This window comes from Cerasicoccus frondis, assembly GCA_031296915.1.
In the GTDB taxonomy this organism is placed as follows: domain Bacteria; phylum Verrucomicrobiota; class Verrucomicrobiia; order Opitutales; family Cerasicoccaceae; genus Cerasicoccus; species Cerasicoccus frondis.
The window spans coordinates 66,101-87,950 of record JAVDPC010000008.1 but is presented as its reverse complement, the minus strand read 5'-3'; the positions used below and the strand labels follow the sequence as shown (position 1 = coordinate 87,950).

14 protein-coding genes are annotated in these 21,850 nt (G+C 53.1%); 8 read left to right on the top strand and 6 right to left on the bottom strand.

The window, feature by feature from the left end:
* The first annotated feature begins 31 nt into the window (after window positions 1–31).
* Window positions 32–1,723, top strand: a complete 1,692-nt coding sequence (locus RBB63_RS08615) for an ABC transporter permease (protein ID WP_309383142.1) — start codon at window positions 32–34, stop codon at window positions 1,721–1,723.
* A gap of 119 nt (window positions 1,724–1,842) precedes the next feature.
* Window positions 1,843–2,889, top strand: a complete 1,047-nt coding sequence (locus RBB63_RS08610; protein ID WP_309383140.1) for a hypothetical protein — start codon at window positions 1,843–1,845, stop codon at window positions 2,887–2,889.
* Window positions 2,890–3,023: 134 nt separating this feature from the next.
* Here the strand turns inward: RBB63_RS08610 and RBB63_RS08605 are convergent, their stop codons facing one another.
* On the bottom strand, window positions 3,024–3,860 hold the full coding sequence (locus RBB63_RS08605; RefSeq protein WP_309383138.1) for a sulfite exporter TauE/SafE family protein: 837 nt from the start codon (window positions 3,858–3,860) through the stop codon (window positions 3,024–3,026).
* Between the two features lie 183 nt (window positions 3,861–4,043).
* Here RBB63_RS08605 and RBB63_RS08600 point away from each other — a divergent pair, with 183 nt between their 5' ends.
* The 5 genes from RBB63_RS08600 to RBB63_RS08580 are packed head-to-tail and all read left to right on the top strand — an operon-like array spanning window position 4,044 to window position 12,973.
* A complete protein-coding gene (locus tag RBB63_RS08600) occupies window positions 4,044–6,038 on the top strand; it encodes a heparin lyase I family protein (RefSeq protein ID WP_309383137.1) in 1,995 nt (664 codons plus the stop codon).
* A gap of 9 nt (window positions 6,039–6,047) precedes the next feature.
* Window positions 6,048–7,376, top strand: coding sequence for a trehalase family glycosidase (locus RBB63_RS08595; RefSeq protein ID WP_309383135.1), 1,329 nt, complete (start codon window positions 6,048–6,050; stop codon window positions 7,374–7,376).
* On the top strand, window positions 7,376–8,719 hold the full coding sequence (locus RBB63_RS08590) for an acetylxylan esterase (protein ID WP_309383133.1): 1,344 nt from the start codon (window positions 7,376–7,378) through the stop codon (window positions 8,717–8,719). The genes RBB63_RS08595 and RBB63_RS08590 overlap by 1 nt, the downstream gene beginning before the upstream one ends.
* Before the next feature lie 43 nt (window positions 8,720–8,762).
* Window positions 8,763–12,260 (top strand): hypothetical protein, encoded by a 3,498-nt coding sequence (locus RBB63_RS08585; protein WP_309383131.1) that lies wholly within the window; start codon window positions 8,763–8,765, stop codon window positions 12,258–12,260.
* Window positions 12,260–12,973 carry a hypothetical protein gene (locus RBB63_RS08580; protein ID WP_309383129.1) on the top strand — a complete coding sequence of 238 codons (714 nt, stop codon included), beginning with the start codon at window positions 12,260–12,262 and terminating at the stop codon, window positions 12,971–12,973. The genes RBB63_RS08585 and RBB63_RS08580 overlap by 1 nt, the downstream gene beginning before the upstream one ends.
* 173 nt (window positions 12,974–13,146) lie before the next feature.
* Here the strand turns inward: RBB63_RS08580 and RBB63_RS08575 are convergent, their stop codons facing one another.
* Genes RBB63_RS08575 through RBB63_RS08565 form a run of 3 tightly spaced genes read right to left on the bottom strand, consistent with a single transcriptional unit; the run spans window position 13,147 to window position 18,312 of the window.
* Complete coding sequence (locus RBB63_RS08575) at window positions 13,147–14,913, bottom strand: sodium:solute symporter family transporter (protein WP_309383127.1); 1,767 nt, start codon at window positions 14,911–14,913, stop codon at window positions 13,147–13,149.
* Window positions 14,914–14,937: 24 nt separating this feature from the next.
* Window positions 14,938–17,205 (bottom strand): heparinase II/III domain-containing protein, encoded by a 2,268-nt coding sequence (locus RBB63_RS08570; protein WP_309383125.1) that lies wholly within the window; start codon window positions 17,203–17,205, stop codon window positions 14,938–14,940.
* Window positions 17,206–17,265: 60 nt separating this feature from the next.
* Window positions 17,266–18,312 (bottom strand): hydroxyacid dehydrogenase, encoded by a 1,047-nt coding sequence (locus RBB63_RS08565; protein WP_309383123.1) that lies wholly within the window; start codon window positions 18,310–18,312, stop codon window positions 17,266–17,268.
* 91 nt (window positions 18,313–18,403) lie between these two features.
* On the opposite strand from RBB63_RS08565, the gene RBB63_RS08560 reads away from it, so the two are divergent.
* The gene (locus RBB63_RS08560) at window positions 18,404–19,444 is read left to right on the top strand and encodes a LacI family DNA-binding transcriptional regulator (RefSeq protein WP_309383121.1); all 1,041 of its coding nucleotides are present in this window, start codon (window positions 18,404–18,406) and stop codon (window positions 19,442–19,444) included.
* A 96-nt stretch (window positions 19,445–19,540) separates the two neighbouring features.
* Here the strand turns inward: RBB63_RS08560 and RBB63_RS08555 are convergent, their stop codons facing one another.
* Window positions 19,541–20,182, bottom strand: coding sequence for a carbohydrate binding domain-containing protein (locus RBB63_RS08555; protein WP_309383119.1), 642 nt, complete (start codon window positions 20,180–20,182; stop codon window positions 19,541–19,543).
* Window positions 20,183–20,256: 74 nt separating this feature from the next.
* Complete coding sequence (locus RBB63_RS08550) at window positions 20,257–21,549, bottom strand: PEP-CTERM sorting domain-containing protein (RefSeq protein ID WP_309383117.1); 1,293 nt, start codon at window positions 21,547–21,549, stop codon at window positions 20,257–20,259.
* Window positions 21,550–21,850: the final 301 nt, after the last annotated feature.

Here is a 21,850-nt window from a genome sequence, read left to right as displayed (position 1 = left end):
TATCGGCGCCGCAATTGCTTTGCTAACGCGCATGAACCGCGGTTTCTCGCTGACAATCTACGGGATCAGCGCGGCCTTCTTCGGCTGCTTTCTCATCTGGCCCATCCTGCAGATTTTGCAGGGCGGATTCTTCGTCAATGGCGAATTCACACTGGCTTTCTTTACTGAAGTTTTTTCCAACCCGATTTACCTCGAAGGCCTGCGCAATGCGTTCGGCATGGGAGTATTCTCCACCATACTTGCACTACTACTGGCGCTTCCCCTAGCCTTCGTCGCTGACCGCTACGAGTTTCGCGGCAAAGCGATCTGCCTCGGCGCCGCCTTACTGCCAATTATGCTGCCCCCCTTCGTCGGCGCCATCGGCATCCAACAAATCCTCGGCCGCCATGGCGTATTTAATGTCGTGCTCGCCAAACTCGGCTTAATCGATCCAAGCATGCCCGTTGACTGGTTAGCCGACGGACGCTTCTGGGGCATCGTTGTTCTTAATGCGCTCAGCCTATATCCAATCCTCTACCTGAACGCCGCCGCTTCTTTGGCCAACATAGATCCCGCCATGGAAGAAGCCGCCGAAAATCTCGGCTGCCGCGGTTGGAAGAAGTTCTGGAAAATTACTTTGCCCCTCATGCGTCCTGGGCTATTCGCTGGCTGCACCATCGTCTTCATTTGGGCGTTCACCGAACTCGGCGTTCCGCTAATTTTTAGCTACCCACGAGTGACCTCAGTGCAAATATTTGACGGTCTGAAAGAAGTTGGCGACAATCCATTTCCCTACGCGCTGGTCACGGTGATGTTGGTTTTCTCAGTCGCATTTTACCTAATCGGAAAAGGCCTCTTCGGCCGAAACACCTTCACGATGATGGCCAAGGCCAGCCACGCCAGCGGAGCCAAACGTCCCGGAGCGCTTGGCCAACTGCTCTGCTTATCTCTATTTGCCGGAGTCAGCTTCCTGGCGCTGTTGCCGCATATTGCAGTGATCCTTATTTCATTTTCCAGTGACTGGTATGACACCCTGCTGCCGACCGGTTGGACGCTCCACAATTACGACCTGGCGCTCAGCAATGGCCTGACCGTGCCCGCGATCCGCAATAGCCTCTTCTACGCCGGCTTGGCGACGCTGGTTAACGCCACATTCGGCCTCGCGATCGCCTACGTCGTCGTGCGCTCCAAGCTGCCCGGACGCGGCTTACTCGACACCCTCTCGATGCTCCCTTTGGCGGTGCCCGGCCTGGTGATGGCGTTTGGCTATTTTACCATGGCGCAGGAGGGTAAATTCTTCGGTTTCCTGAACCCGATTGAAAACCCAACTTGGTTACTGATCATTGCATATGCCGTGCGCAAGCTGCCGTTCATGGTGCGCAGCGCCGTGGCGGGACTCCAGCAGACTTCCGAGACTTACGAAGAAGCTGCGCAAAACCTTGGCTGTCCACCAATCAAAGCGGCGTTCAAAGTCACGCTACCGCTCATCACGGCCAATTTGCTGGCGGGCGCAATTCTCGCTTTTTCGCAATCGATGCTGGAGGTGAGTGACTCGCTGATCCTCGCGGTAAAGCAGGAGTTTTATCCCATCACAAAAGCCATGTTCGAGCTGATGAGCCTTCTTGGCGACGGCCCTTACCTCGCCTGCGCTCTCGGCGTCTGGGCCATGTGCTTCCTGGCGGTCACCATCATCGGCGCCAACTTGCTCCTCGGTAAAAAGATGGGCGCAATTTTCCGCGTGTAGTTGTAACCAGGCGGATTTTAAACCCCCATCAAAAGAATTGCGTATTGGCGAGACAGTAGGCATTTCAGGTGCTGTAGTTTTCCAGCTTTAGCCTTGTCAGCATCCACTATTTCACGCCTTTGAACAAGTATCCTGAAGACCTTTCTGACTTCTGTGAAATCCTCCAATTGCTCGTGCGCGAGCCCTCTGTGGTAGGGGCGGAAGATTCGTTTTTCCGCGTGATTCGGCGCGAATTGGAAGAAGTTAATGTACGAGTCGAGCGGCATCTCGGAGTGCTCGTCGCACAAGGCGAGGAACCGGACAGCCTAATTCTCTCCGCGCACATTGACCGGCACGGTTTGCTGTGCACTGGCCCAAACGAGTTCCAATACGCGGCCTTTATCGCAGGCAATAAGGGCGAACTGACCGGCGACTCCGTCTCCGAGCAAATGATGGCCACCATCGCCGACCGCTTTACCGGGCAGCGCGTGCAGGCCCACCTCCCCTACACCGGCACCTACCAGGGCCAAGGCGTCATCGCCAACAGCTACCTCTGCCCCAAGCGCAACAACTTGATCTTTGAAATTAAGGGCTTGGAATTTCTGATGCCCGGCGCACCAGTGTCGTTCCTCGATCGCCTGGCGGTCACAGAAACGCACCTGTCTGCACAGCTCGACAACGTGCTCAGCGTAGCTCTCATTATTTATTTGTTTCGCAATGGCTTCAAGGGCACAGCGATGCTGACCGCCCAGGAAGAAGCGGGCCGTAGTTGGCGCTATGCGCTCTCGTGGTTTCAGCGCGGCAGCGTGATGACTTCCCGGCTGCTCGTGCTCGACACCAGCCCCTACCCGTCTCCTGAAGCCGCAGCTGAGCAAGATCTCGTCCTACGCAACAAGGACGCCACAGCAGCCTTCGACCCAGGCTTCACCCGTGAAGTCGTCAAAATGTGCGACCGACTGGGCATTCGCTATTCCTTTAAGGACGCGTGGATCGAGGCGCAAAATGTCGACCGCCCGAAACCGATGTCCCTCGGCCGCACTGAGCTAGGCCGACTCGTCGCCGCGACCGGCGGCGCGATCAACGGGACCACGCTGCAGATCCCCACAACCGGCTACCACACCGCCAGCGAAACAGCGTCCTTTGAGTCGGTCCGCGCCGCGCTGAGACTGTTGAGCAGCTATATTTAGGGAATCCCTGCCAACGGCAATCTGCTTGCCTTAAGGTGTATTGCTAAGGCCCTTCCAGCGAATAAGCGACTAGCAACCATCCAGTCGGCTCGTTAGCAGTATAGCCTACCGCATCGGAAAGCATCAGAGAGGGATCAAAACAGCGCCAGGAAATTTGCGCGTCCCCAAAGTAGGAGCACACTTGAAATGAAACCGATCACCAGCAATGCGATGTAAAGCTTGAAAAAAGATTTCTCGGATGAATAGCGGTTAAACAGCTTGCCACACCAACTTCCAAACAGCGTTAAGGGAAATAGAACCAGTGCAGCCCCCGCATTGCCAATGTGCAACACGCCGAGCGCCACAAACGGGATAAGCTTGATCGTGTTTTGAATCAGCAGGAAGTAATTCTGCGCCGCAACGAATTGCTTCTTCTCCAACCCATGGCGGACGAAATATACCGTGATCAATGGCGAACCGGAGTTGGCGATGGTCTGGCTCAACGCAAGCAAGCTGCCCACGCCGAACACTCCCTTCGGTGTCGGTGGTCCTCCGCCGCCGCCAAGTTTGGCAATCTTGTCCCGAAAGCTAACCAACGCCACGTACAACAGTGAGAGGCCCGCCACCACATACTCAAGGCGCCGATGCACCACAGCCTCCTCCCCTGAGGCAATCAGCGCCCAAAGGATCAACGCACCAATCGCCGTCCCCAGAAAAGCCGATGGCGCCAGCGGCTTGAGCAACTTTTTATCGACGTTATTGCGATGCTGCCAGCACCCCAGGCATCCCGCCGGAATCATCAGGACGGCAATGATCGCTAAACCGTCCTTTGCGCCCAGCGCGAGCACCATCAATGGCGAGACAACAAAGCCTCCCGCACCCAACCCGCTACGCGAAAAGCCCATCAGCCATGCCGTAAAAACCGCCAGACCAAGGCTAAACCAAGGCAGCGGCGCTTGAATCAGTGGAGCCACAATATCCTGTAAGGGCATGTGGCTAAATTATCATTCAGCCCTCGACTGTCACGACTTAAGGGCGCCACTCCCCCAAATGCATGCCAGCCCACTTCAAAAACAGCGAACACGGTTCATAAGACTGCTCAACAGTTTGATTATAGCATAGATTGGCATGAGCAGGCGCATGGGATTGTATGAGTTTAGTATCCCAATAGCCCCATGAGAAATATTTCCGCATGCATCACATTGAGTGCAGCACTCTTGCTAATCTCCATAAACTCCAGCGCGCAAACCGCATCCGAAGACTTTGAGGACGGCAGCGTATCGCCCTTTAACCTCGAAGTCATTTCCGGAAATACGGCGGAAATCATCTCCCCCACTGGTTTTCCTGCACGCTCTGGCAGCAAGGTTCACCACCTAGTCTGGAATTCTGAATTCTACAATGGCAACCGCTCCAGCAAGAGCGTCGAAGGATCATCCGGCTTTCACCTGGATCGCATCACCGGTGAAGGCTGGCTTGGATTCAGTCTTTACGCGCCAGAAAGCTTCCCCAGTCCGGGCAAGGCCATCGTCTTTGGGCAAATTCACGCCTGGCATTCAAGCCTTCCAGCAACGAATATAACCATCACTGTCGGCATTGAGGCAACTGGCGCCCTCATCCTGGAGGGGGCTTATGGAACCGGCAATGGTGGCAAAACCGTCACCGTGTATTCGACTATCGCGCCGAGCCTGACCAAGGGGGAATGGCATGACTTCATTCTCTATTGCAAGCTATCCCGCAATGAGACCGGTATCCTACGCGCATGGTTCGACGGTGCTCCGGAGTCCACGCCAACGGTCGAATACATTGGCATCAATCTAGGCAACGGAGCCTGGAACAGTGACGAAGAAATGACCCATGGCGCGTATGTAAAGTGGGGACAGTATTGCTGGGACCACACAAACTACGATGCCAATGAAACCCGCGAAATTTACTTCGACGACATTGCATACATCGTGGGTAATCCTACAAACGCCTTCGATTTGGTCAAACCGACTGACTACGGAGCTGGCTACAGCCAACCTGAGCTTGGTGCAGTTATTTTTACCGAAAACTACGACGCAATGACCACCGGATCATGGCCCACTGGCTGGAGCGTGGACAACGATACGACGACCAATATCTTTGTTCGCGAAACACCAAGCGCAACGGACAAGTCTATGCAGTTTTGGGACGGAAATCCCCTCGGACAAATTGAGGCGTGGCGCAGCATTCCCCAATTGACGTCACCTTTCAACCTGCACTTCAGCTTTAAACAAACCGGCGGTGGATCGCTCCTAGGCGAAGGGCACCACATGGCGTTGCTCTCAGGCAGCGAAGTGGCGATTGAACTGCTCACGCTCAGTGGTAACCTAGTCTACCGCGACGCCCATGGAGATCATGTGCTGCAAGCTGTCCCCACCGGAGCTTGGTACGATGTTGATCTCATCGTCGATCCGCTAAAAGGCCTGACAAATATTTACGTGAACGGAGTGCGCTACCTGACTGGGGGGTCCTTTCAAACAGCAACGAATTACTTCGATGGCATCCTGTTTGGCACCAGTAACGAGTCCTACACCTACCACCTTTATGTAAATGACATCGTTATCTCAAACCTGGCTCCAGCGCTTCACGAGACCTTTGACGATTTGGCAACGAGCAGCCGACCGGAAAGCTGGACCTACAATCTAGACAGCAGCACCAACATCGCCGTACGTGAGATTCCCAGCGCTACCGATAAATGCATTCAACTCTGGGATGGCAACACGAGTGGCTACCCAAGTCTGTGGAAAAGCTTTGTGCCGCAAAGTAACCCTGTGACCGTATCGTGGGAGTTCCGTGAAAACGGCATTGTCGACGGACACGTCATGAAGGTGCTGGCTGGCGACACAGCCGCTATCGAGCTCGTTACGGACGGCTCTGGCAACCTGCTCTACCGACAAGCCGATGGCAGTAATGTCGTGCTCGGCGCCATCCCGGCCAACACCTGGCATCAAGTTGAAGCCATTGTCAGCCCCAGCTCAAACCAGGCCGACATCTACTTAAACGGAACGTTCTGCCTGCAAGGCGCCAACTTGCGCAATCCGATAAATTTCGTCGACCGCGTGTTTTTCAGCTCCAGCGATACGGCAGCGAGTTACCACCTTTACATCGATGATGTCGTCGTCGATTCAGCTGAAATCCTAAATCCGTAATTCTCTGACATGAGTTCGATTTCCATCAGTGACGCACGCATTAGCCAAGTCCGCGATTTCATCGCTGGTCATTGGGAGGAAACCGTGCGCAGTTGTCCCAACGACGACGGCACACTGATCGGGCTTCCTTATTCGTACACCATTCCCTGTCGCAAAGGCGCGTTCCAGGAGCTTTACTACTGGGATACTTATTTCACAACGTTGGGCCTACTGGAAACTGGCCATCACGAACTTGCGCTGAACAACACGCGAAACCTGCTGGCCCAAGTTGAACGCTATGGCTTCGTGCCTAATGGCAATCGTACTTATTACCTAACGCGCTCACAGCCTCCCTACTTGGCGCCACTGGTAGACGTCGTGGCCCGCCGCTTGAGCCATACCGAGCTGATCGCCGAAGCTTATCCACTGATTCAACGCGAGTATGACTTTTGGACGACACAACGACTCTCATCCACGGGCCTTTCTCGCTACAGTCAGCACGCCAGTCGGGAGGACTTGATTACCTTTTTTGAAACCATCAAACACCGACTCGGCTTGAGTCATCGAAAACCAGAAGACTGTCTGGAAGAAACTGCGCTTGCCTTGGCGGAATGCGAATCTGGATGGGATTTCAACTCACGTTTCGACCGGCGTTGCCCGGATTTTTGTCCTGTTGATTTAAACGCCAATCTCTGGCTTTATGAAAATCTTCTGGCCCAATGGGCGCCTCAATCAGAGGCCGAACAATGGCGTCAAAAAGCTTACGTGCGCCATGCATTGATTGAAAAATACTGCTGGCGCAAAGACCTACAGTTTTTCACCGACTATGACTTCCGACAAGAAGAGACGAGTGTGCAGCCAACCGCAGCCGCGTTCCAACCGCTGTGGGCTGGATGCGCTACCTCAGAGCAAGCCAAGGCTGTTGTGATAAACGTTTTGCCTCAACTAGAGCATGCCTTTGGCGTCGCGAGTGGCATTCCTCAAGCACAGCCGCAGCAGTGGGATTACCCCAACGCTTGGGCCTGCATTCAGCATCTGGTTTACCGCGCCCTGGCCCGCTATGGCTATCATAACGACGCGCGACGCATCGCATCTAAATACGTGACCAGCGTCGTCCAGACCTTTGAAAAAACCGGCGACTTGTGGGAAAAGTACAACGTCCTCGACGGCTCACACCGCACCTTTGAAGAGGCAGGCTACTTGATCAATCCCGACAACCTCGCTACATGTGCTCCAACCAATGAGAGCACGGAGGCGCCAGCCATGATGGGTTGGACAGCTGGCGTTTTCATCGACGCAGTTGCGTATCTGGCCTCTGCCGAAAGCGAAGCGAAAACCACACTTTCGAAAGCACTGTAATGGCACTGAAAAAATCCATCCTCACAACCCTGATCGCCACCCTTTCGTGGGTCCCTGTTCACGCCGCACAATCGCAATACAGCGTAAGCGTGGATCATCCTGACGGCGTTTACGCCATCGGTGAAACTGCGGTCTTTCAGGTGAAGCGTGACGAAGCCGCAATTGGCGACATCGCGGAATATCGCATCTGGCAAAACCGTTGGGACACCGTCTCTACGCAACCGTTGAATTCACAGTTGGTCGATGAAGCCATTAGCTACACATCGCCGGAGCATGGATGGTTTCGTTGCTCGGTACGCCTGCCCGACGTCAAGCGTCCAGCCGCAGAAGCCGGTGTCATTTTCGGGACCGAAGCGTTCCAACCAAAGCTTCCGCCGCCGGATGATTTCGATGCATTTTGGGCCAGGCAAAAGGAACGTCTTGCCGCCTCGCCAGCGACTCCGACCATTGAGCCGCTTACTGCCGAGCAGTTCGAACTGGAGGCTAAGAATCCAGACCACCGCAATAAGATCAACCGCATAGCAGAAGGCTTTACCTACGCGAATGTCGAAATCCCGTGTCTCGATGTCCAACCAGTGCGCGGCTACTATAGTGCCCCGAAAGACGCGGCGCCCGGCAGTTGCCCAGCAATTATCCTTTTCCACGCTGCGGGAGTAGACGGCGGCTGGTGCCGCTCCAGCCTTGTGCAAACTTTATCTTACGCCGAAAAGTACAACGCCATCGTGATCGACATCAACGCCCATGGCATGCTCAACGGACAACCCCAATCCTACTACGATAGGTTGGCCGAGGGCGAACTGAAGAACTACCGCCACCAAGGTAACCAAAACCGCGACGACTTTTATTTTCTAGGCATGTTTCTCCGACTGATGCGCGCGATCGATTTCCTTTGCGACCAACCGGAGTGGGATGGCCAGCATCTTGTCGCCTACGGCATCAGCCAGGGCGGCGGCCAAGTCCTTGCCGCTGCCGGTCTGGACGAACGAGTCTCCGCCGCTGTCGCAATCGTGCCCGGTCTCTGCGACATTTCTGGTGATATCTCCGGTTGGCCCGGCTTGGGTAAGGCAGAAATCGGCACGACCGAGGGAGACGCAATAGCCAACACCATGCGTTATTTTGACGCAGTGTACTTCAGCGCACGCTCCAAAGCTGACACACTATTGGCAGTTGGCTTGATTGACATCACCTGCCCACCTCCGGGAATTTTTGCCGCCTACAACCAACTACCTTCGTCGAAACGCATCATCAGCGTTCCAGATCAGGGGCATCATCAAATGTCCGTTCCAACTTCTCAACTGCGCCGGGAATACGAAGACTTCATCAAGGAACACTTGAAGAAGTAGCATATGCGCCGATTAAGCCTATAACCAAGAAGTTCCTCACCCTATGCAAAACCCAAACCAACTCCGAAAGGGGGCCAATGCCCTCACCGCTCAACGCAGCGGTTTCGCGTTGGTGATTGCGATCCTTCTCATGGCCATGATGGTCCTGTTGTTAATTTCCTTAACAACGCTGACCCGGGTCGAGACTGAACTTTCCACACAAAAAAAGCAGTCATCCATCGCACGGCAAAACGCCTTGTTCGCGCTCAATATCGCCATCGGCCAATTGCAGAAATACGCCGGCCCCGACCAACGCACTACTGCTCGCGCCGACATGGACGCCACACTCGCCGACACCACCAATGCTAACGGCAATTGGATTGGCGTCTATGGCAACACGACTCCAATCGACTACGCCGAAAAGCCATCCTCCGTTGCTGGCACAATTACGGGCAATGCAGACCGCAAGGGCTCGCAAGCGACATTGCTTAATTGGTTAGTTAGCGGCAATGAGAACGTCAACTTCACGCCAGAAAATGATGTTGCAGACGACGGCCACATTCTCAGCGCCCCCAACGCATTCGCTTACACGCCAACCAGCACGATCAATCTAACGCAGGCTGACAGCAAACCCACGCTCAACGACACCCAAGTGCTCCTTCTCGGTGCGGGCACAGCCTCATCGGTATTTGACTACGTCGCAGCGCCTTTGGTCGACATCAAAGAAAATGCTGCATCCGTGGTAACCGGCCGCTACGGTTGGTGGGTTGGCGACGAAGGCGCTAAAGCGAACGCGACCCTCGACATGGCCGAAACAGCGAACCTGGACAAAGCATTCGTCACAGCGCAACGCACTGCAATTGAGCTGATGGACCGAGTCGAAACCAACGCCTTTGACCAGAGCTTGCTCATTGGAGATAATTTCAACCCTTCTTCCAACGACCTAGCGTTGCTGAACTCTTTAGATGAGCTGTCATTCCTCGCGACAAACGACTCCGATGCAATGATCACTGCCATGCAAGCCAATCCGCATGCGATTACGATACATTCCGAATCTCTGTTGGTCGACAGCTATGCTGGCGGATTGAAGCAGGACCTATCCGGGCTCTTAGCATCAGGAGCCAGCTCCCCTGCCGATACGGCTTACCTCTTCGAACCGAACACCGATGATAGCAATGACTCCTTCGCCGTGCCAACTTGGGGTGCGCTACGGTCATTTGCTCAGACCACATCTCCTAACTCGGGCGGGTTGGAACCACGCATCCCCACCACAACTGATGTCGGCGTTGCGCCAATTTTAACCTACTTTTCCCTCGGCATGCGCTACTATGCGCCAGATGGCAAGGCGGAAGGCTTACCGATTCGTCTGGCGCTATTTCCGCTGGTCGTATTGTGGAATCCCTACACGGCGCCAATCAACGCGCACACTTACGAAATCGGCATCAATCGTCGCTACCGAGCCTGGTATCAGTTGCAGGTGTACAATGAGGACAGTGAAGAATGGGAGCACAAGGAAGCGGTCAACTTCGGTTCGGGCGCCACACTCAGTCAATTCCCAGCCGAATCGTATGTCCGCTTCCAAATCTATTGCCCTGAAATACCACCAGGGGCCAGTTTAATATTTACGCTGCCGGAAGATCAAAGTGGCGTTGCCTATGACGCAGATCGCTACGGCCCAGCGAATAATATCATGACCAATGGATTATACGGCGCAGGGCATGCCTATCTTGATTTCGGTGCTAACGCAGTGAGCTTTGAAAGCGATGAGGTCGATGCACAGTTCCGCGTAAGCGGCGCACGCATGGTCGACCCCGTCACGGATTCATTTGGCATGTCCGGTGGAGAGGTTGCCGTCTACTTTGGTGAAGCCATGCAACAAGGACCGCGCGGCTACGACACTACAGATCACAACGACCAACAATGGCACCAAACAATCACGCGTTTATCTCCAGCACAAGATAGTAACAACAATCTCCACAACAACCGCAATGAATTCCTGCAAAGTCCCGCGCCATTAGATGACTATGTCGTCCAACCGAGCTCGGTGATGTACGTTGAAAGAAACTTTGCAGCAGCTCCCCCCTCATCCTCCATTTATCCTGATGTGCGCTGGATCGCTCAAGGCAACCCCCGATCATTATATGTAACCGAATCCGAGGGTGATTCCAACGTAAACCCCGCCAACTTCAGCGGCGGAGGAGGTATGGAAAGTCCCTGGATGACCTTCAACGCCGAGACAACCGGCAAGCGTGCTTCCGCCGGGATCAGCTTAGATTCCGTTACAGGGATCGTCGACGCTACTTTGTTTGAGTTCCGTCCCCAAGATTTGCCGCTGCTATCATTGGGACAGCTGCAGCACGCCAACCTGTCTTACATCAACACATATCCTGCATATCCAATTGGCAATAGCTTGGCCGACTACCACTTTTTAGATAATCGGAGCGAAGTTAGCCTAGCCTATGATGGCGCTAGCAGCCTGCCCACCCCCAGTGATAAAATTACCTCCTACTACGATATTTCCTGGCTGCTAAATCGCGCGCTATGGGATCGCTACTTCGTCTCGACGATTCCCTATGAAGGTACTGGCACAGACACTGACACGAGCGGGAGCGCGATCCCCTCGGAACTCGTCAACCCACGAATCGAAAACAACGGTAATCTGTCAGATGCAGATTTACGCGATGCAGAATTGGCCGCGTCTGGTCTCAGTCTTAAGGGCGGCTTTAATATCAACAGCACCTCCGAACAGGCTTGGCGCGCAATACTTGGCGGCCTGAATCAGCTACCATATGATCCGGTAGCCGACGGTTCATCCGCAGATAAATTATCAGCAGCGCTCCCCCGCTTTAGTCGACCAACAGAAGCACCTGATATCGACGCATCGCAAGCTTGGGCTTTGCAAGGCTACCGTCAACTGACGGAGGAACAGATTGCCGAGCTAGCGAAAAACATAGTCACTGAAATTCGCAACCGCGGCCCGTTCGTTTCGATGGCGGATTTTATCAATCGTCGCCTGACGGACAATCCTGACACCGTTGACGACGAGCGCTTCAAAGGTGCGCTGCAAGCCGCAATTGACGCTACGATCTCAGGCACTGCCGCTGTCAATAATGGTGAAGATTTAGCGTATGGCAATTCAGGCACAAACCCATTCCACCACCCATCCGGAGATTTACCGAACTACCGTGGCAGCAAGTTTGATCTTGAGTTGATGCAAGGCTACGGAGGCACACTAAACGGTGAGGTTCCCTATGGCTCAACGTCCGCCTTTGCCCCACAATTTCTCACTCAAGCCGATGTGCTTTCCGCCATTGGTTCCGGTTTAACCGCACGTTCGGACACCTTTGTCATTCGCACTTATGGCGAGTCCATTAACCCACTTACTCAGGAGGCAGAGAGCCGCGCGTGGTGCGAAGCGGTCGTTCAGCGCACAATCGACTACATCGACTCCGACGCCAATTCACCCGAAGACACCTTAAATAATCTGAGTCAGCAAAACAGGGCTTTCGGTCGCAAATTTAACATTGTCTCATTTCGATGGCTTACCCCGGAAGAAATCTAATGCACCTCAAATTTCCTTTAAAATTCGGCCTCAGCAACCTACTTGTCGCGATAATCGGCATCAGCTTACATGCGCAAGAGGCAGCAAGCGGAGCAGCCAGCTTTCGCACCTTGGCGCTCGGTAAAACACTGTCCAACGTCTACTACGACTACGATGGCGAAGCCAAGCGGCTCATGGCTGGGAGCACCGGCTTCTCCTCGCCGTATCAAGCCGACATCGGCAAGCAGGTTGATATCTACCGCGAGATACCTGGCGAAAAACCCGGCGCCCCACCCCAAAAGCTCGAAATCGCTAACTTCACGCTAAAAGACGCCGGGCCCTATTTAATTCTGTTTCATGTCAATCCACTCAACACTGACGAAGTTCTCCTGAAAGTCGTGAACGACTCATGGGAACTCCACCCAACTGGCTTTATGCGCGTGTTTAACTACTCACCACGACTAGCGATGATCAAAGTCGGTGATGAAGTCGCCGAGCTGGAGACCTCGCAATCGCATCAGTTTCCCTACTCGAACAAACTACAGGTATGGCTCCAAGCCGCAGTACTCGACAAAGAAAAATGGAGCCTGCGCGTCAGCGCGCCTCAAGTGCTGATTCCCAATTCGCGCTCAACCATTGTCCTGGTTGACCAAGAACCATCGGAAGACCGCCCAGTCACTGAAGAACTGCTCGTGCGTAACTTTATCGAACGCACTCCAAAGCCGAAGGAATAAGGCTAGAGCACTCCCAGCTTAAATTCCGCTCCCACCAGAGTGGACCATTTAAAGGGAAAGAGCTCTAAGCACCGAGTCAGCCAATTCGCTCAAGTATCGAGTTTGGTCCATGAAACTCCTCACTCTTGAGATTGGGGCAGCTTTCAATTGACTACATATGCCCCGACACCGTGCTAATCTGCATCTCGCTCCGCGATGATTGCCTGCACTTTCTGACGGGCTCGCAGGCCACCCCAATATAAAAGCCCACCGGACGCCAGAATAAAGCCAGAGACAAACAAGATACAAACGCGAGCGCCCCAATCGTTCGGCACCAACAGAATTAAGAGCACTGCAGCCCCCACCCCAAAGACAGCCTTGGCCAAGACGAAATACTGATCGTAGTCGATGCTAGTGGAGCCGACTTCCTTCTCGTAATCAATCGGTGTGTGCATCGTTTTGAAAAACTCATCTACATCAGCGCGGGACTTATCCGATGTTGATCGGTAAAACAGCCGGCAGATGATCGTCGCGACCAAACCAAAGATTAAAATCCACATGGTGCGCTGTTGGATGGTCCATTCCTCACCAGTGGAATGCTGCACCCAAAACGACCAGAAGGACGGCAGCATACAGCCTCCGAAAATTGGGAAATAAGACCACTTGGGCAGTTTCTTGATCCACAGCCCCATCAGCATCGGAAAGCCCATTGGCACACCAATCACCGAGCCTAGAATCAGGTAGGCGTCAAATAGCGCAAACTTTGTCTGACTCGCAATGAGCAAGCCGTAGGTGATGATAATCGCGCCAAGGACAATCGTTGACAAGTGGCAGATGCGAATCTCCGTCTTCGGCGCCAGCTCATCTTTGTAGCCGAGCGCGCCACGTAAACGCGGCACAATGTTTCGAGCAATGTTACCCACCTGTGCGTTGAGGCCGGAATCCATACTACTCATTGTCGCTGCGAACATAGCCGCAATCAACATCCCAAGCATACCATTAGGTAATAGCTTTGTTGCGATAAATGCATAAGAGCTCTCCGACGGTTTATCCAAGCCGCTATCCATAAGCTCGGTCTCAAACATAAAGCGTGCGACCATTGGCGGGATGAACCACACCGCGCTGCCAATCGCCATCGTAGCAAAAGCCCACCAGGATGCGCGGGCGGCTTCGCGTCCATCGCGGGCAGCGATATAGCGACCCGCCGCGCTCATGCTGATCTGCGAGTAGATCTGCATGAAAAAGACCACCACGGCCCATTGGTAGGTAAATCGGTCTCCTGGGAACTGCCCGGCGTCGTTGATAAAGCGATAATCTTCCGCAACTCGCGGATCACTGAAATATTCGATAAAACCACTGAAGCCACCCACTGCTCGCAGCGCCAGAAAGCAAACCAGCAGCGTGATCGAATACATGACCAGTGCTTGCACAAAATCCGTTGCCATCACTGCCCATTTGCCTCCTGTCGTCGAATAAAAAGTGACGATTACGCCGATCGCTATCAACACGGGGACAAGGTCAATCTGCAAGACCGTGCTCGCAAACAGCGAAAGCGCATAAAGCTGAATCGCCGCGCCAAAGGGGCCAAGAAATACACCTGAGATTGCAGAGAACTGTTCCACTGCCGTGCCAAAACGAGTGCGCACAACATCCGCTGTCGTGTAGGCACGAGTCTGCCGAAACCATTTCCCCAGAAAAAGCCCGCCAATGGCAAAGCCCAGACAATTGGCCACGTAAATAATTAAAAGGCTTGGACCACCTTCATAAGCCGCCGCCGCATTACCCGTAAACGTAAAGGCGCTGATGCCGCTCATCAGCATACTGGTGCCTACCATCCACCAGGTTCCCTGCGCGCCACCACGCACAAAGTCGCTCAGGTTTTTATTGAATCGGGCAAAAAGCCCGCCCAATAACAACAAGACGCCAAGGTATACAACGAGGGTGATGTATTCAATTTTCATACTGGAGCAACATGCAGTTCGTCACTATTGGCTAGCACGTACTCCATCGGCGAGAACAATCGGTTCAATAATATCATCGACCGCCGTAATTTCCCATACGCCATCACTACCGACTCGAGCTGCAAAATTACGTGGAACCTTCGATTCAAAAGTAAAATCCGCAAAGAATATTTTCCTCGCACCAATCGCGATTAAAGAGTTTACCGCATCATCCTTTTTTCGCAAAGCAACGAATTCAGCCTGCACCTGAGCCACGCCTAAATCCACTGGCTGTTCAGGCGCCTGCTCGTTCCAGCCGATAGTATCGACCCAATCTCCGTCACTGACGATCAGTTGACACTGCCCCGGCTCACTTGACAGTGCTTCGGTTTCCAGAGGCTGCACTCCGCTGCCCTTGGCAATGGGCTGAAGCAACGTCACGAAAGACAATTCGCTCCCCTTCTGGGCGAGCGTGTAGCCTCGGTGTCGTTCCATCTTCACGTCAACTTTTTCCTTTGTCGGTTGGCGTGGCGCAAAGTCCAACGCAGGAACCACTGACTGGATAAACAAATCGCCTTTCTGGCCATCAACGAACATACCACCAGTCAACACATCCGGTTCATAGCGCAAGTGCGCCAACCATTCCGCCGTAACCGGCGCAGACGCCTGCAGATAATCAAGCACTAGAATGTAATCACCGCGCCGGTGCAATACCGCACGTGTAGTCTCTGAAATATCATCGTATACATCGCTCAGATCCACTGAGGCCCAGCTCCAATCTGGAGCCGATAAAAACTCCGTCACCACGGCTTTCGCGTTGTTATCAAATCGCTGATTTTTGCCGTTGATCAAAAGCGTCGCATGCGACTCGGTGGCATTCGAGAAATATTCCCAACGTGGGCCATGGCGTTGCCAGAAATGACTCTCTCCCCCACCTTTGCCATAGCCTGGCGCCGTTAAAAGCCAATCATCGCCAAATGCCAGCGTCAGAGCCCCAGCATCTAGATGGCTATGATTGCGATTCGTGTAGCCCGCCTTCATGCTAAGCAAATAGTCGTTCTCGCCCCAGCCGCTTCGCGTCGTAATCATATCGTTCACTGATAAACGATGGTCCAACTGCTCAGGCGCACTCTCCGGCGTTGGCGCCAAACTGGCCCAGAGCATTTGCAGCGCATACTGGTCGAGTCCACCATTGAGCGGATAAGCGATATTTTCTGCGAGGTAGGCTGCATCGGGATCATCATAAACCGAAGCCAGCCCAAACAAAATATGATGCGGCCCATGCCAATCACGCGCTACAGCATCGCCCCAAAGCAAATTTCCACCGAACCCCGAAGTCGAAGCCATCAGGCGGTAGCTCGCTGCGTTCTGCAAAAACGACAGCTCATAGAGGGATTCAGAATCGATGATCGGGCGTGTCGCTTCGATAAACTGCAAGATGTATTCCATCCCATAAGTCCAGTAGGACACGCCCTCAACCGAGCTGCCATCAGCCGCCATACTCCGGCCCACGTTGATGAAATTTAGCCGCGCCGCCGCCAACCAAATCGGCGCCGAGGGTATTTCGTCATAAAACGCAATGCCACAGTAGCCCAGAGCCGTGACGCTCACATGGTTATGGTTTTCCTCATAACCACGCGCCCAATAGGCATCGCCGTATAATGCGCGTAATAGATTCGGCATGCGACGAGCTATAATCTGCCGTATTTGAGCCTTCTCCTCGGCGGTGAATAGGTCACAACTCCAATCATAGGCCAAGGCAATACCACGGCCGATATGCCCCGCCGCCAAATCCGCATTATTGCCCATCGGTGGATCATGCCGCCCCCAAGATTGATACTGACTAGCGGCCATTACCAAGTCATGTAGACGCGCACGATATAGGGCGTTATCCGGGCGTAATCTCACGGCAAATGCGTAGCCAAAAATCTGGTTGCCAACATCGCGTTGCCAAAGCTCTTCACGGGCGCTATAAAGGGTGCGTGCATCTCCTCGGGTGCCAGCCACTTTTTCCGGTGGTAAATATTGCGGGACAGGCTCATCGAGCAAGCGATCAGCTTCGGCAAAAAAGCGCTCGCGATACTCAGCACGCAGGCCATTCATCGTATCAATATCAGCCGCTATTTTCGGCCATTTTTCCTTATCGTAAAACAAACGCGGCGCATGGGATAGCATCGCAGCTTCCCACTCGGAAGCATGCTCACGCAGTGACTCGGCTACAGCTTCCGGCGAGACATATTCAGTATCGTCGCTGGCCCACGCAGCCAGAGATAAAAAACAAAGGCATGAAAAAATCCGAGAAACAAACTTCATAAAGCAAAAACGGCCATTCGGTAAAATGACACAAGGAGTATACGGTGAGTCGATTACCTCTTAGGTTGCACGATCGTATATATCAAGGGTAACGACTGCATGTAGCGGATCACCTTTCATGAAGGCGGCAATGTTGCGAAGCGCCTGCTCGCCACAACGGGCAAATTGATCAGAAGTCGGACCGGCGATGTGTGGCGAGAGCACCGCATCTTCCACATGGTGCAGTGGAGAATCAGGCTCAATCGGATCTTCCCTGTAAACATCCAGCGCGATATCGATTCGACCTGATGACGCCAATGCAGCAAGCGCCTTTTCATCGACAACCGCGCCACGCCCAACGTTAACAAACAACGCGCCATCGGGGAGTTGTTCCAGCTCCACTTGAGTCACCGAGCCCAAAGTATGTTCATTCAGCGCTTCGCACTCTACGAGGATGTCGCTGTGGGCAAAGAGAGACTTTAGGCTGTCGCAACGCTGAGCGCCATACTCGTCATAAAGCGCGGATGGAGCCCCTTCCGAGTAGGCAAATACACTGACCTCAAACGGCTTCAGCAATCGAATTAAATTCTGCGCCACGTTCCCCATCCCATGCAGTCCAACGCGTTTGCCGAAAAGCGTGCGCGTGACAATCGGCGAAGGTTGCCATTCACGTTCACCTGAGATCACGCTTGGCCATTCCGAGGAACGGCGCAGACCAGAGAGAATCAAGAGCAATGCATGTTCAGCAACATTAGCTGCAACGAGCGTGCCCCAATTCGTGACGATCAGTCCGTGCTCGATGTAAGACCTGGGCAACAAATTACGGACCGATCCACTTGCGTGGCAAACGTAGCGTAAAAATGGCATCTCTTCGCGCCACTGCTCAAGCAGAGTCGGTGTATTCCAACAACTAATGATCAACTCAGGCTGGAATTCCAAGAGACTTCGGCGAAAACAATCCTTACCATCTTCCAGACAAAAATGACGAAGCTCAGCGCCTGTAATGCGCAAACCATCAGGAAAGAATAACGCGAGTTCATCCTCGGTTAACGCACAAAGTATACGGTGCGCTTTTCTGGTATCGCCTTGATTGGGTATTGTAGTCTGTAATTCCGATTCCTGGGGCATTTACAGTATTGTTACCGAGACCGAATTTGGGAACGAGTCAATGTATGCTCAAACTGTTGACATTGCACAGCTCAAACACTGGTATTGAACCATGAATTCCCGGGTAACGTTGCGCGATATCGCAGAGGCCGCTGATGTCCACTATAGCACCGTCAGTCTCGCACTTCGCGACCATCCTCGGGTTTCCGTTGCAGTTCGCGAAAAGATTAAGACTTTGGCGCAAGAAATGGGCTACGTACCCGATCCGGCATTGTCGGCGCTCAACGCATACCGTAAAACAAAATTACCCGTTCACTACAAATCGACCATTGCCTGGATTGACACTTGGGTTAATCAACATGAGCTGCGTGATCAGCCCACATTTAACGATTACTACACTGGAGCCAGCGAACGTGCGCGGCAGTTGGGCTACTCTCTCGAAGAATTTAAGCTACGCGATAGCGATTTGAGCTCTAAGCGACTCTCTCAAATTCTAGTGAGTCGAGGCATTGTAGGCCTTTTACTGCCGCCGATCGAAAATCCCGGCAAACCGCTCGAGCTCGACTATGAGCAATTTTCTACCGTCACTTTTGGCTACAGCATCACGCCGCACCTCTTCCATTTAGCGACGAATCACCAGTTTCACAGCATGAGTCTGGCCCTCGAAGAATTGGCCAAGCTCGGCTACCAGCGCATTGGCGTTTTTCTGCATGAATACGTCGACAGCAAAACCGACAACGCCTACACATCCAGCTACTGGCGCTTTCAGCAACGCCATCCCGAGCGCAAGCACATACCCGCCTGCATTGTCCCCGATGAACAGAGCGACCGCGAAGCGCTCGTAGCTTGGTTTAATCAATACAAACCGGACGTCATCATCAGCGACACCGATGAGCCAACCACCGAGATGCTCGCCAAAATGGGCCTACGCGTCCCCCAAGACATTGGCTGCGCCTGGCTCAGCCAAAGTGGTGAAAACGATCTTCGCGCTGGCATTGATCAGAAAGGCCAACTCATTGGGCAAACCGCCATCGATTTTTTAGTCGGCATGTTGCAACGCGGTGAGCGTGGCATTCCGGCAACCCCTATTCGCATGCTCGTGGAGGGCGCTTGGCGCCCGGGGCAAACAGTCCAACAACAAAAGCAGCGGTAAACAGGGCGCAAAAAAGGCCGGCAAAATTAACTGCCGACCTTTATTGAAATCAGTGGAGATCCCCCAATCCCCATCTGATATAATTCAACCCTAAATTTATTCGATACTCACGGAGAGCGGAGTTGATTCATCCACTAGCTCCAGGGACACATCATCCACATAAAAGCTACCGCTTGCATCCCAAACGAAAAGAGATACATTCATCTTGGCCGTCTCTGGAGATGCCTCGAACACAGCCTCCAATTTTGTCCATTCAGTAGGCATGACTTGGCCATCGAAAACACTGATGTCCTTCCCTCGCATCAGCCGGTCATTGACACCCAGGTAGAGGATGCCATTCGTGGCGTTGTCCCAACCATCCACGGTAGAGAACATCGTGACACGGAGCAAAAAGCCTGGCTTGTCGTAATTCGGCTGAAAATCTTCACCCGCCTTAACCCAAGCGGTCACACGGTAGCGCTGCCCCGGCATGAATACATGATCCTTCACGTAGTTCACGATGCCATAGCGCACAGGTTCGGGAGAGATCAAAGCTGCCGAAGACGTACCATTGTGGGACTCCTCCAACGTAATCGACCAATCACATCCACTAACGGAAGCGTCCCCCGGGGCAAAGAGAGACCAACTCACCTCGCCGTCCTCGAAGTCTCCGTTGTAGAGTAAATTCTCAGCCCGGCAGGTCATGCCCCACAGTAAGACCATCGCCACGACAGCATTGAATGCGCTAAAGATTTTCATAATCGAAAACATATTGTAATATTCAAACAGATGACAGCACTTACGTACGATAATTCTGTGGAGGAAAAATTGTCCTAGCGGCGACGCTTGATGAAGGCAAGTAGCCCCATCAAACCACCGAATACTAAGGCAATCTCAGACGGTTCTGGAATCGCAGCGAAGCTCAGGCTCAAAGCGCCAGAAGAGCTATCTAGGTTGGCAATGTAGTTCGCCGTATCGTAGCCTGTCACAGTGACATCTCCAAGCGTGCCACTCGCGAATCCGCTAACCAGCTCATAGCTGTTCTCGTAGTCAAAGCCATCGCCAAGACTGAGTGCGATGGTGGCGTTTTCAATGCTGTAGATGCCGGAACCAGAACCAAGAATTTGGTCCATATCCGTGCCCACATCGAAGTTCAGCGTGCCACCAGTAACCGTAAAGTTTTGATTAGCTGCAACGTTTAAAGTCCCAGCGGCCCCGATCCCTCCAGGAGTGATCGAACCAGCGCTCATTGAAAGGCTGCCAACACCAAGTGAAATGCTTTCACCGGCGTCATTTTGCAAATCTCCACCATTCACGATAACTGAGGAGGAGTTGTTCAAGTTGTTGCCAATGATGAGCGTGCCCCCGGAAACCGTCGTCGATCCGGAATAATTCAACGTGCTAAAAAGACGCTGCGAGCCACTACCTGTAACAACGATATTTAGGTTATCCTGTATTGTCGCGTTAAAATTATTTACGGCGCCTGTCTTGGTGTTGATAGTCAGCGTCGCATTCGAGCTACGAATAGTGCCACGGCCTTCCAGACCAGCAAGCTCCTGATCCACATTGAGCATGCGGAACGTGGTGTTCGTCGTCATGTTCAACGTCGTAGTCACTGGTAGCGCATTGCTTACCCCATCGGACAAGAAATAAGCATTGTTCTCAAGGAAGGTGTCTCCGGTGTAGGACGCAGCCGTTTTGATGTTCAGCCGCCCCCCGTTGTTGTCGGAAGTCAGCGTAAAATCATGGTCGCCGGTTAACGAAGAGAACAAATCGATGTCACCAGTTCCAGAAATTGAAATTGTAGATACATCGATAGAAAAGTCGTAAAGGCGCAAAATTTGATCACCGTCTGTGCTGTTACGTGTTAGGCTGCTGGCGACGATGTCGTTTTGCAGAGTAACATCCGTAGATGCAGAAAAACCATTAAAAATGGCCGCGTTTCCATCCGACCAAGCCACGCTGGAACCTCCATTGTCCCAATTTAGATCAGTCGTGTTCCAGTTTCCATCTCCGGGGAGATCCCAAGTGAGGTCATCAGCGAAGCTGAGGTTAGCTACGATAAGCAAGGCGCTGGTTGCCAAAACGGCGCGGCGGTTCAACGCGTGGGGCGAGTAGTCGTTCATAATCTTATAAGAGTTAGGGGTTGTGAGGGTTGAAGAATTCAAACTATGCCCGAATCAAAACCTCCACAACAAGAATGAGCAAACTGGCAGTTGCTCAAACTGTTGACATTGCGCAATTCTGCTCCGAAATCTAAGGTCATCATCGGCTGTTCAAAACAGGAGAGTAGATAACAAAAATCTCCTTCTCCCTCACCGGATGCATTCAACGCTGTTCCCCCAGTTAGGTCTAACAACTCGTCAACCTGACACCGGGACGCTAAAGAAAATCAGCTTCATGAAGATGAAGCTCACGCAAGTATCC

Excerpts from the sequence above, each read along its gene's own strand:
- RBB63_RS08600 (WP_309383137.1), top strand. The coding sequence starts at position 4,044 with ATGAGAAATATTTCCGCATGCATCACATTGAGTGCAGCACTCTTGCTA.
- RBB63_RS08555 (WP_309383119.1), bottom strand. The coding sequence starts at position 20,182 with ATGAAAATCTTTAGCGCATTCAATGCTGTCGTGGCGATGGTCTTACTG.
- RBB63_RS08605 (WP_309383138.1), bottom strand. The coding sequence starts at position 3,860 with ATGCCCTTACAGGATATTGTGGCTCCACTGATTCAAGCGCCGCTGCCT.
- RBB63_RS08590 (WP_309383133.1), top strand. The coding sequence starts at position 7,376 with ATGGCACTGAAAAAATCCATCCTCACAACCCTGATCGCCACCCTTTCG.
- RBB63_RS08570 (WP_309383125.1), bottom strand. The coding sequence starts at position 17,205 with ATGAAGTTTGTTTCTCGGATTTTTTCATGCCTTTGTTTTTTATCTCTG.
- RBB63_RS08565 (WP_309383123.1), bottom strand. The coding sequence starts at position 18,312 with ATGCCCCAGGAATCGGAATTACAGACTACAATACCCAATCAAGGCGAT.
- RBB63_RS08580 (WP_309383129.1), top strand. The coding sequence starts at position 12,260 with ATGCACCTCAAATTTCCTTTAAAATTCGGCCTCAGCAACCTACTTGTC.
- RBB63_RS08615 (WP_309383142.1), top strand. The coding sequence starts at position 32 with ATGAACCGCGGTTTCTCGCTGACAATCTACGGGATCAGCGCGGCCTTC.
- RBB63_RS08595 (WP_309383135.1), top strand. The coding sequence starts at position 6,048 with ATGAGTTCGATTTCCATCAGTGACGCACGCATTAGCCAAGTCCGCGAT.
- RBB63_RS08550 (WP_309383117.1), bottom strand. The coding sequence starts at position 21,549 with ATGAACGACTACTCGCCCCACGCGTTGAACCGCCGCGCCGTTTTGGCA.
- RBB63_RS08575 (WP_309383127.1), bottom strand. The coding sequence starts at position 14,913 with ATGAAAATTGAATACATCACCCTCGTTGTATACCTTGGCGTCTTGTTG.
- RBB63_RS08585 (WP_309383131.1), top strand. The coding sequence starts at position 8,763 with ATGCAAAACCCAAACCAACTCCGAAAGGGGGCCAATGCCCTCACCGCT.
- RBB63_RS08560 (WP_309383121.1), top strand. The coding sequence starts at position 18,404 with ATGAATTCCCGGGTAACGTTGCGCGATATCGCAGAGGCCGCTGATGTC.